Origin of the sequence: Methylobacterium sp. 2A (assembly GCF_009806555.1) — a bacterium.
In the GTDB taxonomy this organism is placed as follows: domain Bacteria; phylum Pseudomonadota; class Alphaproteobacteria; order Rhizobiales; family Beijerinckiaceae; genus Methylobacterium.
In genome coordinates this window covers 44,305-58,751 of the sequence record NZ_VUOK01000040.1, presented here as the reverse complement: position 1 = coordinate 58,751, position 14,447 = coordinate 44,305, and the positions used below count along the sequence as shown (strand labels likewise).

Genomic DNA, 14,447 nt, shown 5'->3' with positions numbered 1-14,447 from the left:
TCTTCACCGCGATCGGAGTTGCCGGAGCCGCCATGCCGCGCGTCCTCGTGAACATGCCGACCCAGTTCGGTGGCCGCCCCTCGGGCGTCGCCCTCGTGGCCTTCCGGGTGATCGCCGGCCTGCTCGACCGCGGCACCTTCGCGGTGGTGCTGCGCTCGCCCTGGACGCGCGAACAGCTCCCGCCCGCGATCCGCGACCGGATCGAGGTCGTCACCGTGCCGCGCCCGCGCATCATGCTGTTCGACGTGATGCGGCAGGCCTTCGCGGTTCCGAGGCTGTGCCGGGCGCTCACCATCGATCTCGTGCTGAACGCCGATCCCTATGGCGCCGCCTTCGGGGGCCGGGCGCGGGTCAGCGTCGTCCACGATCTCTACTTCCGCACGATGCCCGGCCGAAGCCGCTCGCGCGAGGCCCTGACCACCGACCCGATCTTCCGTTTCGTCCTGGCCAACAGCGCACGGGTGATCACCGTCTCGGACTCGACGAAGGCCGACCTCTGCCGGTTCTACCCGTTCGTCCGGGATCGCACCCACACAATCCCCTCGGCGGCGATGCTCGATCCGCAGGCCGTCGACCCTGAGCCCGCGCTGCCGCCGGGGCCGTTCGTGCTGGCGGTCGGCAACGCCATGTACAACAAGAACTTTTCCACGCTGGCCCGGGCCGTGGCCGCGCTCGGCCGCCCCGAGATCGGCATCGTGCATGTGGGCGAGGACCCGGACGAGGCGATCGCAACGGCGCTCGACGGCGCGCCGGTCCGCCTGACGCGGCTGTCCCGGATCAGCGAGGGCCGGCTCGCCGCGCTCTACCGGAACGCCCTGTGCCTGTGCGTGCCGTCCTTCTCGGAGGGGTTCTGCCTGCCAATCCTGGAGGCGCAGGCGCTGGGCTGCCCGGTGATCTGCTCGGACCGCTCGGCGATGCCGGAGATCGCGGGGGCGGGCGCGCTGACCTTCGATCCCGACCGAGCCGCGGCGCTCGCCGCCGGCCTCACCCGCCTCCTCGACGAGCGGGGCCTGCGCGACCGGCTGATCGCAAGCGGGCACGACAACGTGCGCCGCTACGACTGGGCCGAGACCGCCCGCCGCTACGAGGCGCTGATGCTCGACGCGCTCCGCGATACCGCGCGCGACAGGGCCGCGCAGGAGGTGCCCCGTGCGCATCCTGCACCTTAGCTCGCTCTACCCGCCCGAGCAGGTCGGCGGCGCCGAGCTGATGGTCGAGACGCTGGCCCGGACACAGGCCGGCCTCGGCCACGCCGTCGCGGTCGCCTGCGCGGCGCGCGAGGCGGCGCCGCCGGCCGTGCAGGATGGCGTGACGGTCTATCGGACCGGCTACGGCACGCCGTTCCACATCCTCGACTGGCCGCAGCACGGGCGCCTCGACCGCCTGCGCTACAAGCTCGCGACCCAGTGGAACCCGGCCATTCTCGTCCGAATGGCGGCGGCGGTCCGGGACTTCGCGCCGGACGTCGTGAACACGCACTCGCTCTCGGAGCTGCCGCCGGGGCTCTGGCCGATGCTGGCCAAGCGCGGCGTGCCGGTGGTGCACACGCTCCACGACTTCACCAGCCTCTGCACCAACGGCGCGATGGCCCGGAACGGGACGGCCTGCGCGGGTCAGCACCTGAAGTGCCGGCTCTACGCGGCGCCGCATCGGCGCTGCCAGCGCGCGGTCTCCGCCGTCGCCGCCGTGGGGACGGACCTCCTGAACCGGCATCTGGCCGCCGGCTTCTTCGAAGCGGTGCCGCCTTCCCTGCGGCGGGTCATCTGGAATCCGATCCCGGCGGGCGCTCCCCTGGCACGGCGGACGCGGACGCCCGGTGAGCCGGTGCGGTTCGGCTATCTCGGCCGCATCGAGCCCTCCAAGGGCGCCGACATCCTGTTCGCGGCCTGCCGCCTGTTGCCGTCCCAGGGTTGGAGCCTGACCGTCGCCGGGCGCGCCGTGGACGGGCTCGACCGCTACCGGCCGATGACCGAGGGGATGCCCGTCGCCTTCCCGGGCTTCGCCGAGCGCGACGCCTTCCTCGACGGCATCGACTGCCTCGTGGTCCCGCCGATCTGGCCCGAACCCTTCGGCCGCACCGTGGCGGAAGCCTATGCCCGCGGCGTCCCGGTGATGGGGACCGCCATCGGCGGCATCGGCGAGCAGATCGGACCCGGCCCCTGGCTGGTCCCGCCGGGGGATGCAGCCGCGCTGGCCGGCGCCATGGCCCGGATCGTCGCGGAGCCCGGCCACCTCGCGGAGGGGCTCGCCCGCGCCGCCGCGATCCGCGCCGGGACCGACCCCGCCGCCGTGGCGAACGCCTATCTCGACCTCTACGCGGCGACCCGTGACGCGCTCTCCTTGCCGACCCGCGACGCGCGCTCCTCCCCCTTTTGGGGAGGAGCTGGAGGTGATGGTGCAGATGGCACCGCCGCGCCCGGCTCTGAACCACCCCCACCCCTGCCCCCTCCCCACAAGGGGGAGGGGAAACGCGAATCCGGCAGCCCCGCCCCCGCGGAGCGCCCAGAGCTCAGCGAGTGCCGCCCATGATCACCCCGAGCCTGTCCCCCGCCTACGCCCGGGTCCTGCCCGAAGCTGCGGCCGACACCCCCCGCGACCGGGCACCGGACGCCACGGCCCTGCGCGCCGCGACCGGCCCCCTGCGCATCCTCCACCTCAGCGCCCTCTATCCGCCCTACATCGTGGGCGGGGCCGAGCGCTCGGTGGAACACCTCGCCGAGGAGCTGGTCGCGGCCGGCCATACGGTGGCGGCGGCCTGCATCGCCCGGGAGCCCGAACCGAAGACCGTGCGCGGCGGCGTCACCGTCTACCGGATGGCGCACCACAACGATTTCTGGCTGGAAGACTGGCCCAAGGCGAGCCGCTTCGGCCGGGCCTGGGCGAAGCTCAAGCAGCAGTGGAATTTCGCCGTCGCGGCCGAGTTCGGCGGGGTCCTCGACGACTTCAAGCCCGACATCGTCAACACTCACTCGCTGCTCGACGTCTCGACCCTGGTCTGGCGCGAGGCCGCCAAGCGCGGCATCCCGATCGTCCACACGGTCTGCGAGTACGACCTGATCTGCGGCAACGCCGCCATGTTCAAGGACGGCAAACCCTGCGAGCGCTGGCATCTCGGCTGCAAGGTGGTCAATGCGGGAAAGCAGATCACCAACCGCGCGGTGGACGCCGTCGTCAGCGTCGGCACCGAGATCCTGAAGACGCATGTCGATCACGGCCTGTTCACGCATCTCGCGCCGGAACGCCGCCGGGTCATCTTCTATTCCTGCACCGTCCCCGAGGGTGACCCCGAGGCCCGCCGCCGGATCGACCGGACCGGCCAGCCGATGACCTTCGGCTATCTCGGCCGGATCAACACCGAGAAGGGCGTCGGCACGCTGATCGACGCCTTCAGGCGGATCGGCCCCGGCAATTGGCGCTGCCTCGTGGCGGGCCACGCGATGGACGACTCGATCGAGCGCTTCAAGGCCCAGGCCGCGGGCCTGCCGGTGGAGTTCGTCGGCTGGGCCAAGCCCGCCGACTTCCTCAGCGCGATCGACGTGCTCGTCGTGCCCTCGTTCTGGGCCGAGCCCTCGCCGCGGACGATCTACGAGGCCTACACGATGGGCGTGCCGGTGATCGGCGCGGCCTCGGGCGGAATCCCCGAGCTGATCGGCGCGGACAATGCCGATTGGCTGTTCACCCCGGGCGACGATGCCGACCTCGCCGCGCGCCTGACGACCGTCATGGCCCGCGGCCGGGGCGACCTGCCGGACGAGCGCAGCTTCCAGCACGTGATCCAAGAATCGACCTCGGAACGCGTCGCCGAAAAATACCTCGCCCTCTACGCCGAGCTCGTGGCCGAGCGTCGGGCGGCCCGGTCGTGACCGCCGGCACGCCGACGCTCACCGAGGCCGCCGCGGCGGCCGACGCAACCGACATCGTTCCGGGCCCGACCGGCGCGGAGGTGACCGGGCGTTCCTTCGCGGCGGCGCGCTGGGTCGCGCTCGCCTCCGTGGGCAACGTCGTTCTGAGTTTCGGCGTGTTCCTCGTGCTCGCCCGGCTGATCGCGCCGGCCGAGTTCGGCATGGTGGCGATCGCCGCCGTCTTCATCGACATCCTGCAGATCGTGGCGCGCTGCGGCCTGCCGGACGCGGTGGTGCAGCGGGCCGACCTCGACGAGGATTTCGCCGCCACCGCCTTCTGGGTGATGCTCGGCACGGGCGTCCTCTGCGCGGTGGCGCTCGCGGCCTCGGCCGGCCCGATCGCCTGGATCTTCGATCTGCCGGAGCTGCGCCCGGTCCTGCGCGCGCTCTCGGCCTGCTTCGTCATCACGGCCGCCGGGGCGATCCACGAGGCCCGCCTCCAGCGCAGCTTCGGCTTCCGCAAGCTCGCGCTGCGGGCGCTCGGCGCCAACCTCGTCGGCGGGGCGGTGGCGCTCGCGCTGGCCTATGCCGGCTACGGCGTCTGGAGCCTCGTGGTGCAGCGCCTCGTCGCCGCCACCGCCACGACGCTCCTCACCTGGGCGGCCTCCCGCTGGGTGCCGGCCCGCCGCCTCGACCTCGCGGCGGCGCGAAGCCAGATCGCCTTCGGCTCGCGGGTGTTCTGCACCTACCTGCTGCTCGTCCTCTCGATCCGCAGCCAGGAGGTGATCGCCGCCTATTTCCTGTCGGCCGCCGATATCGGCTACCTGCGCCTCGCGTGGCGCTGCATCGACCTCGTGAGCCAAGTGGCGGTGATCCCGCTGACGACGGTGGGCCTGACCACCTATGCCCGGCTCCAGGACCGCCCGGACGCGCTGGCCGCCGCCTTCGAGACCTTCACGGTGGCCTCGTCCTTCGTGGCGGTGCCGGCCTTCTTCGGCATGGCGGCGGTCGCGCCGACGCTGATCCCGTTCCTGTTCGGCGATCAGTGGCACGAGGCGGCCCCGGTGCTGCGGATCCTGGCGCTGCTGGCGCCCGAATTCGTCGCGACCTCGATGCTATGGATGATCTTCACGGCGCTGGGGCGCAACGGCACGGCGTTGCGGCTGGCCGGCACCCAGTTCGGCCTCGGCGCCGTGGCGGCCGTCGTGACAGCGCCGCTCGGCCTCGTCGCCCTCGTCGCCGGCCACGTGGCCCGGGCCTACCTGTTCACCCCGGTCATCGTGTCGGCGGCAGGCCGGGTCGTCCCCGTGAGCAACGGCCGGCTCGTGCGGGCGCTCCTACCCGTCACCGCCTGCTCCGCGGCGATGGCGGCCCTCGTGCTGCTCGTTCAGGATCCGATCCACGCGGCGCTCGGCGACCGGATCGGCCTGTTCGCCGCGGTGGGTGTCGGCATCCTGGCCTATGCGGGCCTCGCGCAGGTCTTCATGGCCGACACGGTCCGCAGCGCGCTGGGCTTCTTCCTGCGCCGGACCGCCTGATCTCCACCCTCCGCCAACCTTTCTGCGCGAGGATGGCGGCCGGGGATCGGCGCGCTCTGAACGGATCGGCACCATGGCGGGACAGGCGGTACCGATGGCAGCGGGTCCCCCGGCGGTCTCCGCCGGGGCGCAGCGCGCCGCCGTCTTCCTGCTCGGGGCCGCCCTCCAGTTCAACGTGCTGACGTCGAGCTTCGGGCTGCCGTTCCAGCGCCTGTCCGACCTGCTGCCGTTCCTCCTGATCCCCTGGCTCGGGCTGCGCCGGGCCGTCATCGCGCAAGCCCTGCGCAACGCGGCGCCCCTGGCCGGGATCCTGGCCCTCGTCGGGGTCTCGATGGTGCTCAAGGCGCACAAGCAGGCGGGCGACATCTACCTGACCCTCGTCCTGCTGCTCTACACCGTGCAGGCCTACATCCTGCTGGTCCTGTTCGAGGACCACCGTTTCGAGGACGCGTTCTGCATGGGGCTGCTGGCGGGCCTGCTGGCGTCGCTCGCGGTCCTGCTCCTCACCTCCTCCGGCCTGCCGCTGGAACGCTTCGGCCTCGCTGTCCCGACCGACGGATTCGACGACGAACTGAAGCTCTTCGTCGAGGACAAGCTCGGCGGCCTCTGGACCTCCGGCAACGAGACCGGCCACGTCTTCGCGCTCGGCGGCGTCGCGGCCCTGATCCTGAGCCTGCGCTATCGGCTCAAGGCCATTTACGTCGCCTATTTCGTCGCCCTGCTGGCGAGCTTCCCGCTGACCAACAACCGGGCCGGCCTGTTCATGCCGCTCATCGTCTTCGCCCTGCTGATGTGGCGCAACCTCAGGGCGTCCATGGTGCTGAGCGTGCTGGGACTCCTCGGAATCCTCCTCGTCGGATGGTCGCTGACGGGGGAGATCCCGCTGCCCACCACGCTGGCGCAGGCGATCGAGCGGCGGTTCGCGGACGATCACAACGTGTCGGAGAATTTCGACGAGCGGTTCCTCTCCGGCATCACGGCCCTGCGCCTCGTCGTGGCCTACCCGTTCGGCGTCGGCGAGATCGCCCGCCGCGAGGAGCTCAAGGCACTGACCGGCCTCGTGACGCCGCATAACGGCTTCGTCTCGCTGGCCCTTCAGAACGGCGTCGCGGTGGCGCTGCTGCTGATCGCCGGGCTGGTGCGGATCCTGTCGGCGCCGCGACGGTTCGGCCCGTTCCTGTTCTACAGCGCCCTGTTCCTCATCCCGTCGATGATGTTCGAGGAACTCTCGGTCAACCAGTACTTCCTGTTCTTCATGGCGTTCGTCCTGGCCTCGCTCGCCCGGTCGCCCGATCGGGAGCCGGCACGCCCGCCCGGTGATCCGTCGGCCCGGATCCGATCCGGCCCGGCGCGGGTTCCCCGCCCGTGACGCGGCCGGAGGATCGGGTGAGCCATGCAGCAGCCCGGATCGTCACAAACAGAGCCGCTCGATTGCCTGATCGTCGGCGGCGGACCGGGCGGTCTGACCGGCGCTCTCTACCTCGCGCGCTTCGGACGCTCCGCGCTGCTGGTCGATGCGGGCCGGTCCCGCGCCGGCTGGATCCCGGTGAGCCACAACATCCCGCTCTTCGCCGACGGCATCTCGGGCGCCGAAATCCTGAGCCGGCAGCGCGCCCATGTCGCCCGCTACGGCGGACGGATGGTCGCCGGCGACATCACGCATCTCGCCCGAATTCCGGGTGGCTTCCGCGCTGCCATCCGCACGCCGGACGGGAATTCCCCTGATCCGGTCGAGGCCCGGCACGTCCTCCTCGCCACCGGGGCCGAGGATGTGGAGCCGGACTTCCCCGACCTGCCGGACGCGATCCGGCGCGGGCTCGTGCGCTACTGCCCGATCTGCGACGGCTACGAGGCGCGCAACCAGCGCATCGCGGTGATCGGCCACGGCGCCCGCGGCCTCGGCGAGGCGGAGTTCCTGGCGCGCACCTATACGCCGGACGTGACGCTGCTCACCCTCGGCTGCCCGCTCGGCGCACACGAGCAGGGGCGGGCAAGACGGCACGGCATCGCGCTCGTCCAAGAGCCGGTGACGCGGATCGACGTGGAGGATGACCGGATCACCGTGCTCAACACCGCGGACGGCGCGCGGCATCGTTTCGCGGTGCTCTATTCGGCCCTCGGCCTGACACTGCGCTCCGGGCTGGCGGTCGATCTCGGCGCCGAGCACGACGACGCCGGGGCGATCGTGGTGGATGCCCATAACCGCACGAGCGTGCCGGGGCTCTACGCGGCGGGCGGCGTGGTGCGCGGCCTCGATCAGGTGGTGGTCGCCATGGCGCACGGGGCCGTGGCCGCGACCGATATCCACAATCGCTGCGCGTTGCCGACGGAAGATGAGGCCGGCGGAACGGCCTGATCGGGGCGGGATCCGGACCAACCCGTTCGCGCCGGCCTCGGGTGCGGTCCCACCGTGTCCCCGGCCCGCGCCGGTGCGAACCGGGTTCACCTCAGGAGCGTGCGCTCGATCCGGACTTACAGGCAACAGGCCATCGCGACGCCGTGGAGGCTATGGTCGATCCGGCGTCAAAGGAAATACCGATCGTCCTTAATCAGAGGTCATGACTTGACGATCACTGGATTCACATCCTCTTAGCATTTCCCATGCTCTCTCGGCGCGTCGTAGTTTGGACGCACAACATGCCGAGCGAAACGTCGAACGCGTGGGGCCGGGGCGAGCTGTACGAGACCCTGTGTCTGCTCGTGATCGGCGCCGGGATCTGGATCGTCGGCGTGAATCTCGGGACCTTCGATTCCCTCAGCAACCTCATCTCCGAGTACCGGCTGAACGATCTCCTGATGCTGGCCGCCTGCATGGGCGTGGCCCTGTGCGGCGCGGTCATCCGCAAATCGATCCTCCTGCGTCGGCTGATGCTGGAACGCGACGCGGCGGCCGCGCAGGCCGAGGCGATCGCCCGCCACGACGGCCTCACGGGGCTGGCCAATCGACGCCGCTTCATCGACGCGGTCACGCGGGCGCATGCCACGGTCGGAACCGAGCCGTCCGCGGCCGTCCTGCTGATCGATCTCGATCGGTTCAAGCCGGTCAACGATCTTTACAGCCATGCCGCCGGCAACGCGGTGCTCTGCGCCGTCGCCGAGCGGTTGCAGCAGTTCCTGCCCGCGGGCGGTGTGGCGGCCCGGCTCGGCGGCGACGAGTTCGCGATGCTGGTGCCGGTCGAGCACGGCAGCGAGGGGCTGACGCGCCTCGCCCAGGCGGTCATCGCCGCCATCTCCGAGCCGGTCTCGTGGAACCAGAACGACCTGAAGGTCGGCGCGACCGTCGGCGTCGCGGTGGTGGCCGCGGAGCACGCGGATTCTGACGCGGTGCTGCACGCGGCCGATCTCGCCATGTACCAGGGCAAGAAGGAAGGGCGCGGCAATTACCGGTTCTTCCGCAGCACCATGGACGAGGAACTGCGCGCCCGGGCCCGGACCGAGTCGGAGCTGCGGGTCGCGATCGAGACCGGGGCGATCGAGCCGTTCTATCAGCCGGTGGTCTCGCTGCCCGAGAAGGACATCGTCGGCGTCGAGGTGCTGGCGCGCTGGCGTCATCCGGAGCGCGGCCTGATCGGCCCTTCGGACTTCATCCCCGTCGCCGAGGAGACCGGGATGATCGCCGATCTGAGCTACAGCCTGATCCGGCGCGCCTGCCTCGATGCCAAGGCCTGGCCATCCCACCTGATCCTGGCGGTCAACATCGCGCCGCACCAGTTCCAGGACGCGTGGCTGGCCCAGCGCATCCTGGCGATCCTGACCGAGACCGGCTTCCCGCCGCATCGGCTCGAGGTCGAGATCACCGAGAGCGCCCTGATCCAGGATCTGGAAGCGACGCGCGCGACGCTCCTGTCGCTGCGGCAGCTCGGCGTGCGCATCGCGCTCGACGATTTCGGCACCGGCTATTCGAGCCTCTACCATCTGCGCGAGCTGAAGTTCGACAAGCTGAAGATCGATCGCAGCTACGTCGACGCCATCACGATGAGCGATGAGCGCGCCAAGCTCGTCGACGCGATCATCAAGCTCGGCACGAGCCTCGGCCTCACCACGACCGCGGAGGGCATCGAGACCGATGCCAGCCTCGACTGGCTCTCCGACCAGGGCTGCCATTTCGGCCAGGGCTACCTGTTCGGGCGCGCGATGCCCAAGGCCGAGATGGACCACATCCTGTGCGCGGCCAACGAGGGGTCATACGTGTTGCCGCAGGCCGACGCGCTGGCGCGGGCATCCTGATCCCGCGCCCGACCGCTCCGCGATCGGGCACGGGCAAGCCTCCGGGTTCGCGCCCGGTTCAGCGAACCCCACCGCCGGCCGCGATCACCTCCCCGGTCACCCAGCGCGCTGCGTCGGAGGCGAGGAACGCCACCACGTCGGCGATGTCGTCCGGCTGGCCGGCCCGGCCGAGCGGCGTCTGCGCGATCAACCCGGTCTCCATCTCCGAGCCGGTGACGCCCGCCGTCTGGGTGCCCTCGGTGACCACGTAGCCGGGGCTGACCACGTTGACCCGGATCCTGCGCGGAGCCAGCTCGTTGGCGAGGACGCCCGAGATCGCGTTCACGGCGCCCTTCGTCCCGGTATAGACCGCCGAGGTCGGCATGTTGACGCTCGTGACGACCGACGAGATATTGACGATGCTGCCGCCGTCACCGAGATGCTTCGCCGCCGCCCGCGTCACCAGCAGGACGCCCAGCACGTTGATGTCGAAGAGGCGGCGGTACTGCTCCTCCGTGACGTCTTCGATGGCGGCGAATTCGTAGACGCCGGAATTGTTGACCACGATATCGAGCCGGCCGAACCGTTCGACGGCGGCCGCGATCAGCCCATCCGCCTGCGCGGCGTTGGAGACGTCGCCCGGCACGGCGATGGCTCGGCCGCCCGCCGCGGTGATCGCCTCGACCACGGCGTCCGCGCCTGCCTTGCTGGACGCGTAATTGACCACCACGGCCGCCCCGTTTTTCGCCAGCGTCCTCGCAATCGCCGCACCGATCCCCTTCGAGGCCCCGGTCACCACGGCAACCTTTCCGTCGAGCTTTGACATGTGTGCCGACCTTCTCTCCACGGGCCGGCCCCTCGTGCGGGCCGCGATCCCATAGTTCATGATTTCGGAACTATGGGACTTGGCGTCAAGCGCCGTATGGAGGAAACATGAGGCCCCTGTTTCATCCTGCGATCGAGGACATCCAGCCGGCATCGATCCTGCACGCGCTGTCGGACCCGTCGCGCGCGGCGATCTTCGCGCGCATCACGCGGGAAGGCTGCGTCGAGGCCTGCTCGGCCGTCGCGGCGCTGGGCGACAGGGTCATCCCGAAATCGTCGCTGTCCAGCCACTTCAAGGTGCTGCGCGAGGCCGGCCTGATCCGGTGCGAACGCCACGGTATCGAGATGCGCAACCACTCGCGGATCGCCGAGGTGGAGGCGCGTTTTCCGGGCCTTCTGACCGCGATCATGAACGCCTATGCGCGTTGCCTGAGCGGAGAGGTCCCGCCGTCCCCGCTCCGGGCCACCGAAGGCGCCGCAACGGGTCCGGGCGGATCCGAACCGTGAGGCCCCCTCTCAGCGCGGCGCGCGATAGGCCGAGCCGTCCTCGGCGCGGAGCGGCTGCTCCACGAAGCGCCCGTGCTCCGGCACCGCGACCCGGTCGAAATCCGCCGCCAGGGCCTGGAGCGCGCGGCGCATCTCGGGACCCTGGAGCGGGCGGCCGTGGCCGGTGATCACCCGCTCGGGTTCGAGGGCGGCCAGTTCCCGCACGGAGGTGCGGGCCGCGTCCCAGTCGATCGTCAGGTACATGGGCGGGCCGTGCAGTTCCGGCTCCTGGACCGCCACCGCGTAGGCCGATTCCTGCGCCACCGTGACGAAGGCGTCGCCGACGATCAGCGAGCGGTCCGCCTCGCGCCACAACGAGACATGACCGGGCGCGTGGCCCGGCGTATGGATCCAGCGCCAGCCGGGCAGGGGCGGGACCGAGCCGTCCTGCGGCAGATCCAGCAGGCGTCCGGACACGTCCACCGGCTTGGTCGGGTAGAGCGGCGATATCCGGCCGAGCAGCCCGCCGCCGACACTCGGATCGGGCGTCGGATAGGCCGCACTGCCATCGAGATAGGGCCGTTCCAGCGCGTGCGCGTAGACCGGGACATCCCACTCCGACGCGAGATCCTCCAGCACGCCGACATGATCGAAATGGCCGTGGGTCAGGACGATCGCGGAAGGCCGCGCGCCGGCACCGAAGCGCGCCTCGGCGGCGGCCGTGATGGCGCGCTTGCCGCCCATCACGCCCGCATCGACCAGGACCCAGCCGCGATCCCCGGCCCCGGGCTCGCCGACGAACACCACGTTGACGAGGACGAGACGGCGATAGGCGAGGTCGGCGGTGATTTCGTGCGTGGCATCGTCCCGCTCGGCGTCGCGCCGCGGATCGTCGGCCCGGGCCTTCGGGTCGATCGGAATCTGCTGGGCCATGGCGGCTCCTGCATGGAATGGGCGAGGGGAGGGCAGCGGGCTGGAGCCGGCAAGGCTGCGGCACCGGCTCTCGACCGGCCAACCGGCCGGCTCTCCGCGTGTTCCCCGCGAGTTTCCCGGCGCATTCCCCGGTTGCAACCCCGCACGGCATCGCGCCGGTCGCCCGAAACCCCATATGGTGGCCATCGACGCGCCGTCGCAGGTCACAGCATGGCACCGAGCCCGACCGCCCTCATCGCCTCCGCAGCCCTGTTCGGCGCCGTCGCCGTTGGAACCGGCGCGATCGTCCTGCAGCAGGGCTCGCAGTTCAGCCATCCGCGCAGGGTCGGCGGCCCCTTCGCGATGGCGGATCTCGACGGGCATCCGGTCGGTCAGGCCGATCTCCTCGGCAAGCCGACCGCCCTGTTCTTCGGCTTCACCCATTGTCCGGAGGTCTGCCCGACGACGCTCGCGACCCTGTCGGCAGCGCTCGCCCGGATGGGCAAGGACGCGGACCGGCTCAACGTGGTCTTCGTCACCCTCGACCCGGAGCGGGACACCCCCGAATCGCTGCGCGACTATCTCACCGCCTTCGATTCCCGCATCCGGGGCTTCGTCGGCACGCCGGATCAGGTCGCCCGCATGGCCGATACCTACCATGTCGCCTACCGGCGCGTGCCGACGAAGAACGGCGACTACACGATGGAGCATTCGGCGACCGTCGCGCTGTTCGACAAGACCGGCCGCATGGTCGGCGAGATCGGCTACGGCGAGGACGAGGACCGGGCGCTGTCCAAGCTGATCACCCTGGCGCTGCCCGGCCAATGCGCCCCCGGGGGCGGGGCCGACCTCTGGTCGACGGACGGGGCCACCGGCACCTGCGGGCCGCGGAGCTGAGTCGCGGCCGGGAAATTGCGCCTTCGCGCCGCCCTGGCTAGACGGCGGCTCCGGCCGCGAAAGCCGGTCGAATCGCCGAGGCTCCCGCTTGATCACGCGTCGCGTCCTGACCGCCCTCGGGCTCCTCGCCCTCGCGCCATTCTCGAAGGCCGCGCTCGCCGCCGCCGGGCCGCGCCTGGGGCCGCCCGAGCCGATGGATCTCGACAGGCTGAAGGACCTCGCCCGGAGCCTGCGCGACCGGCCCTACGCCCCGCCGCCGGAGGCACCCGCCTCGAAGGCGCTCGACGCCCTGACCTACGGGCCGCTTCAGGAGATCCGCTATCCGCCTGCCCGCGCCCTCTACGCCGACAGCCCGTATCCGGTGACCTTCTTCCACCTCGGCAACTTCTTCCGGCACCCGGTGCAGGTCTACGCACTCGAAGGCGGACAGGCCCGCCCGGTGCTCTACAGCCACGACCTGTTCACCTACCCGCCCGGCAACCCCGCCAAGGACGTACCCGACGGCGCCGGCTTCGCGGGCTTCCGCTATCAGAAATTCCCGGCCGGCCAGCCGGGCGACGACGGCGACTGGCTGGCCTTCCTGGGGGCCTCCTATTTCCGCGCCGCGGGCGACGGCGAGCAATACGGCGCCTCGGCCCGGGGCATCGCCATCGACACGGCGCCGAGTCCCGGCAAGACGGAAGAGTTTCCGGTCTTCACGCGCTTCTACGTCAGCCCGGCCTCCGACGGCGCGGTCACGGTGCTGGCCCTGCTGGAGGGGCCGAGCCTGACCGGCGCCTACCGGTTCGTCGCCCGCAAGGCGCCGCATGTCGTGATCGACGTCGCCTGCACGCTCTACATGCGCAAGAGCGTCGAACGCTTCGGCGTGGCGCCGCTCACCTCGATGCTCTGGTACTCGGAGGGGATGAGCCGGTTCGTCGCCAGCGACTGGCGGCCCGAGGTCCACGATTCCGACGGGCTGCTGATGCAGACCGGGGCCGGCGAGCTGATCTGGCGCCCGCTCAACAACCCGCCGAAGCTCAGCGTCAGCGCCTTCGCGGATCACGCGCCGAAGGGTTTCGGCCTGCTCCAGCGCGACCGCGCCTTCGACCATTACATCGACGACGGGTTCGAGGAGAACCGGCCGGACATCTGGGTCGAGCCGCAGGGGGATTGGGGGCCGGGCAGCGTCCAGCTCATCGAGATCCCGACCCATCAGGAGACCGACGACAATATCGGCGCGCTATGGGTGCCGGCCGATCCGCCGAAGGCCGGCGAGGCGCGCAGCTTCGCCTACCGCCTGCGCTGGACCGTGCAGGAGCCGGTCGCGACCGATCTCGCACGCTGCGTCGCCACCCGGGCGACCAAGGCCTCCTGGCTCGCCGAGGCGGATCGCCGCCCGGGCCGGGCCAACCTCGTGCGGCAATTCGTGCTGGAATTCGAGGGCGCGGCCCTCGCGGGCCTCGATCCCGAGAAGGCGACGGTCGCGCTGACGCTCGCGCGCGGCAGCGCCGAGGAAGTCGGCGCCACCTGGGCGCCCTACGGCAAGCCGATCCCCTGGCGGGTTTTTTTCAAAATCTATGCCGAGGGTCCGGAGCCGGTCGAGATGCGGTTGCAGCTGAAGGCGGGCGACAGGCTGCTCTCCGAGACCTGGGCCTACCGCTATGATCCGGAGGCGCCGGGCACGGTCCTCTAACCGACCGGCGGCTCGGGCTGCATTGCCGGACAGGGCCGCGCCCCGTAGAAGCCCTGCATGGGCCAC

12 protein-coding genes are annotated in these 14,447 nt (G+C 71.0%); 10 read left to right on the top strand and 2 right to left on the bottom strand.

Annotated elements, in window-relative coordinates; genetic code table 11:
- Positions 1-32 precede the first annotated feature (32 nt).
- From FVE89_RS18730 to FVE89_RS18700, 7 genes are all read left to right on the top strand, one after another.
- Positions 33-1,169 carry a glycosyltransferase family 1 protein gene (locus tag FVE89_RS18730; protein ID WP_160535576.1) on the top strand — a complete coding sequence of 379 codons (1,137 nt, stop codon included), beginning with the start codon at positions 33-35 and terminating at the stop codon, positions 1,167-1,169.
- On the top strand, positions 1,150-2,529 hold the full coding sequence (locus tag FVE89_RS18725) for a glycosyltransferase family 4 protein (protein WP_342389612.1): 1,380 nt from the start codon (positions 1,150-1,152) through the stop codon (positions 2,527-2,529). Before FVE89_RS18730 ends, FVE89_RS18725 begins: the two co-directional genes overlap by 20 nt.
- A gap of 110 nt (positions 2,530-2,639) precedes the next feature.
- Positions 2,640-3,863, top strand: coding sequence for a glycosyltransferase family 4 protein (locus FVE89_RS18720; protein ID WP_202130925.1), 1,224 nt, complete (start codon positions 2,640-2,642; stop codon positions 3,861-3,863).
- On the top strand, positions 3,860-5,380 hold the full coding sequence (locus tag FVE89_RS18715) for a lipopolysaccharide biosynthesis protein (protein WP_160535573.1): 1,521 nt from the start codon (positions 3,860-3,862) through the stop codon (positions 5,378-5,380). The genes FVE89_RS18720 and FVE89_RS18715 overlap by 4 nt, the downstream gene beginning before the upstream one ends.
- Before the next feature lie 94 nt (positions 5,381-5,474).
- Positions 5,475-6,749, top strand: coding sequence for an O-antigen ligase family protein (locus FVE89_RS18710; protein WP_246730992.1), 1,275 nt, complete (start codon positions 5,475-5,477; stop codon positions 6,747-6,749).
- Positions 6,750-6,773: 24 nt separating this feature from the next.
- On the top strand, positions 6,774-7,736 hold the full coding sequence (locus FVE89_RS18705) for an NAD(P)/FAD-dependent oxidoreductase (RefSeq protein WP_160535569.1): 963 nt from the start codon (positions 6,774-6,776) through the stop codon (positions 7,734-7,736).
- 281 nt (positions 7,737-8,017) lie between these two features.
- Entirely contained in the window at positions 8,018-9,607 is a 1,590-nt protein-coding gene (locus FVE89_RS18700; RefSeq protein WP_160535567.1) for an EAL domain-containing protein, read from the top strand.
- Between the two features lie 58 nt (positions 9,608-9,665).
- On the opposite strand, the gene FVE89_RS18695 is transcribed toward FVE89_RS18700, so the two are convergent.
- The gene (locus FVE89_RS18695) at positions 9,666-10,412 is read right to left on the bottom strand and encodes a glucose 1-dehydrogenase (RefSeq protein ID WP_160535565.1); all 747 of its coding nucleotides are present in this window, start codon (positions 10,410-10,412) and stop codon (positions 9,666-9,668) included.
- Between the two features lie 107 nt (positions 10,413-10,519).
- Between FVE89_RS18695 and FVE89_RS18690 the strand changes: the two genes are divergently transcribed.
- Entirely contained in the window at positions 10,520-10,918 is a 399-nt protein-coding gene (locus FVE89_RS18690) for a helix-turn-helix domain-containing protein (RefSeq protein ID WP_160535563.1), read from the top strand.
- A gap of 9 nt (positions 10,919-10,927) precedes the next feature.
- On the opposite strand, the gene FVE89_RS18685 is transcribed toward FVE89_RS18690, so the two are convergent.
- Complete coding sequence (locus FVE89_RS18685; RefSeq protein WP_160535561.1) at positions 10,928-11,830, bottom strand: MBL fold metallo-hydrolase; 903 nt, start codon at positions 11,828-11,830, stop codon at positions 10,928-10,930.
- 210 nt (positions 11,831-12,040) lie between these two features.
- Between FVE89_RS18685 and FVE89_RS18680 the strand changes: the two genes are divergently transcribed.
- Positions 12,041-12,706 (top strand): SCO family protein, encoded by a 666-nt coding sequence (locus FVE89_RS18680; RefSeq protein WP_160535560.1) that lies wholly within the window; start codon positions 12,041-12,043, stop codon positions 12,704-12,706.
- Positions 12,707-12,794: 88 nt separating this feature from the next.
- Entirely contained in the window at positions 12,795-14,381 is a 1,587-nt protein-coding gene (locus FVE89_RS18675; RefSeq protein ID WP_160535558.1) for a glucan biosynthesis protein, read from the top strand.
- The last annotated feature ends 66 nt before the right edge of the window (positions 14,382-14,447 follow it).

Bases quoted from the DNA above. Each gene is read 5' to 3' on its own strand.
- FVE89_RS18700 (WP_160535567.1), top strand. From the start codon at position 8,018: ATGCCGAGCGAAACGTCGAACGCGTGGGGCCGGGGCGAGCTGTACGAG.
- FVE89_RS18685 (WP_160535561.1), bottom strand. From the start codon at position 11,830: ATGGCCCAGCAGATTCCGATCGACCCGAAGGCCCGGGCCGACGATCCG.
- FVE89_RS18690 (WP_160535563.1), top strand. From the start codon at position 10,520: ATGAGGCCCCTGTTTCATCCTGCGATCGAGGACATCCAGCCGGCATCG.
- FVE89_RS18680 (WP_160535560.1), top strand. From the start codon at position 12,041: ATGGCACCGAGCCCGACCGCCCTCATCGCCTCCGCAGCCCTGTTCGGC.
- FVE89_RS18705 (WP_160535569.1), top strand. From the start codon at position 6,774: ATGCAGCAGCCCGGATCGTCACAAACAGAGCCGCTCGATTGCCTGATC.
- FVE89_RS18730 (WP_160535576.1), top strand. From the start codon at position 33: ATGCCGCGCGTCCTCGTGAACATGCCGACCCAGTTCGGTGGCCGCCCC.
- FVE89_RS18710 (WP_246730992.1), top strand. From the start codon at position 5,475: ATGGCAGCGGGTCCCCCGGCGGTCTCCGCCGGGGCGCAGCGCGCCGCC.
- FVE89_RS18695 (WP_160535565.1), bottom strand. From the start codon at position 10,412: ATGTCAAAGCTCGACGGAAAGGTTGCCGTGGTGACCGGGGCCTCGAAG.